Consider the following 2,631-nt stretch of genomic DNA (forward strand, 5'->3'; position numbering starts at 1 on the left):
AGGGGTTCATTATACCTACCCTGTTTTCCAGGAAAAAGTTCTTTATCGTCTCCATCCCTCTCACTTGGATTCTTTTTAGATAAATCAAATGAAACGGATGAATTACATTAAAATCGCTTAAAGGTATCTTTTTCAATATTCCTTTGTTGAGTTCCTCTTCAACAGCCATCTGATAAATAAAACTGATTCCTAAATCTTTTTCGACCAATTTTTTAGTTGCACCAATGCTCCCAATCGTCATAACTTTCGAAAAGCTGTCTAAGTGGGTTCCTTTACTTTTTATAGCTGTCTCGAAAATCAGGCGTGATCCCGATCCTTCTTCACGGACTAGAAGAGGTGTAGAAAATAAGTCGTTAATGCTCTGTTCTTGTTTCCATAAAGAACTTTTTTCTGAACAGACAGCGATAAACGGTTCTTCAGCGATTTTCTGGAATTCAAATACAGATTGATTGAATTCTCCTTCCACAATCGCAAAATCAATTTTCCCATGTTCCATCAATTCGATCAAATGTTGGGTATTGTCTGTTACCATCGAGATATCGTGCACTGGATATTGGTTCAAATACGACTCAATTAGTCCAGGCATCATGTATTCCCCAATCGTCAAGGAAGCCCCAAATGAAAGGGTAGTGTGCTCTACAGTAGAAGTTAGTTGCTCTTCCACCTTAGCGATCTCTCTTTGGAGCAAATAAAGATCTTTTTGCAGCTGCTTTCCCTTAGCCGTTAATGATAATTGTCTCTTTTCATAATGAATCAGTTCAACCCCTAACTCCTGTTGCAAAGACTGAATATGCTGGGTGACAGCCGGTTGGGTAATGTGCAATCTTTTGGCTGTGGTCGTGTAATTCATTTCTTCTGTCAAAGTAAGGAACGTTTGGTACCGGTAATCTAACATCTAATGCCACTCCTCAATAACAATTTCTTATAAATATATAATAGATGATTATTTTATTTTATACAATCTTCGGTATACCATAATACTATAAATATTTGGAGGAGGTTTAACATGCGCGCAAAATTCAAAAGAAGCTATTCTATTTTACCCGGTCTTCTAATCAGTGTTTTGATCTCGTTAATCAGCCAATATCTATCTGCCCTTCTGCCAAATTTAGGAGCAGCACTGATCGCAATTTTTTTAGGAATTTTGTTGGGAAATACTTTTTTAAACAAGCCTTATTTTAAAAGAGGAACTAAATTTTCTGAAAAATCCCTCTTAGAATGGTCGATCGTGTTAAATGGAATAATCTTAGATTTTCAAATCATCAAGCAAGTTGGTTTTACTGGATTTATTTTTGTTATTCTTCAAATGGTTTTGACGATTTTATTCGCTTATTGGATCGGTCGAACTATGAAGTTCAATAAAAAAATGTCTTTGTTGATGGGTGCCGGCAATGCAGTCTGCGGCTCTTCTGCTATTGGTACTGTCTCTCCGATAATTGGTGCCGATAAGAAAGATAAAGCCATGTCCATCACTATAGTTAATGTAACAGGAACCATATTGATGGTCTCACTGCCTATTATCGCTTCTGTTCTGTACCACAACGAAGTCGTTCAAACATCAGCTTTGATTGGAGGTACGATCCAATCCATAGGACAAGTCGTTGCTTCAGCTAAATTGGTGAGTATGGACGTCACTAATCTGTCTATAGTATTCAAACTTATGAGAGTACTTCTTATCATCGGAGTAGCCTTATCCTTCAGTAAACTAAACACTAAAGAGGAAGAACCGCTATTTTCTAAATCAGCAGTTGATTCCACATCTGCTGATTTGAAAAAAAATACAAACCTATTGACTATTCCCTGGTTTATTGTAGGATTTTTCATTTTATTCTTGCTTAGAAGTTTTCTACCCTTACCTTCTTTCATGATTCACAGTTCCGAAGTCATCAGTAATCAATTTGAGATTACTGCTTTAGCTGCAATTGGTCTTCAGGTCAAGTTCTCTGATATCTTGAAAGAAGGGCCTCGTACCATGTTATATGGCTTACTGATCGGCTGCTTCCAAATTATTCTAGCAATTGGTTTGATTTTTTGGCTGTTCTAGTTTAGGTAACAATAATTCAAAATAAGCAGCGACTGATATCAGCCGCTGCTCTTTCTTTTGAATTCACTTTTTTTACCACCCTATTGATGTGAAACTAAACACTCTTAGCGAATGAAATAACAGAGCTAATTAACATAATAATACAATTGTTTTTCAGGACTGATTACCTTAAAAGATCCGTCAGTACATTTGAGGGAACTGCTTTTCCTAAGTATTCTTATTTTAAAAGTATACTCAATCATTTTTAGGCATAAAAAAACAGAATGAAACTATTCTCTTTTTGATATCAACTAAACCCCATCAAAATATCCAAATAAATTATTTTTTTAATATCTCAATATGTAATTTTACATTCTTCATTGAATCATACATAATAAAACATGAAGCAACAAAATATTTTACACTTCTCGGAACGTCTTTTCTCTATGGTTTTAATTATTTCGTTTGTCAAATTAAGTTGGACAAAATTTCTTCATCCATGTAGCTCAAAAATACTTCCAGCGGTGTCTGATAGTTTAAAGATTTTCTTGGGATATGGTTTCTTTTGGAAGCCACGGAAGAAACGATAAAGTCCATATAATTGTGTA

2 protein-coding genes and 1 pseudogene are annotated in these 2,631 nt (G+C 35.2%); 1 reads left to right on the forward strand and 2 read right to left on the reverse strand.

The features are described 5' to 3' along the window. Positions 1-895 (reverse strand): LysR substrate-binding domain-containing protein (locus EF384_RS09405; RefSeq protein WP_148076709.1); only part of this gene is annotated, 895 nt, incomplete at its 3' end. A 111-nt stretch (positions 896-1,006) separates the two neighbouring features. On the opposite strand from EF384_RS09405, the gene EF384_RS09410 reads away from it, so the two are divergent. Further along, a complete protein-coding gene (locus EF384_RS09410) occupies positions 1,007-2,044 on the forward strand; it encodes a YeiH family protein (RefSeq protein ID WP_123781438.1) in 1,038 nt (345 codons plus the stop codon). 447 nt (positions 2,045-2,491) lie between these two features. On the opposite strand, the pseudogene EF384_RS09415 reads toward EF384_RS09410, so the two are convergent. Further along, a pseudogene (locus tag EF384_RS09415) lies at positions 2,492-2,631 on the reverse strand (IS30 family transposase); the annotation flags it as partial.

It is taken from the genome of Aerococcus agrisoli (assembly GCF_003797145.1).
Classification (GTDB): Bacteria; Bacillota; Bacilli; order Lactobacillales; family Aerococcaceae; genus Aerococcus; species Aerococcus agrisoli.

Excerpts from the sequence above, each read along its gene's own strand:
- EF384_RS09410 (WP_123781438.1), top strand. The coding sequence starts at position 1,007 with ATGCGCGCAAAATTCAAAAGAAGCTATTCTATTTTACCCGGTCTTCTA.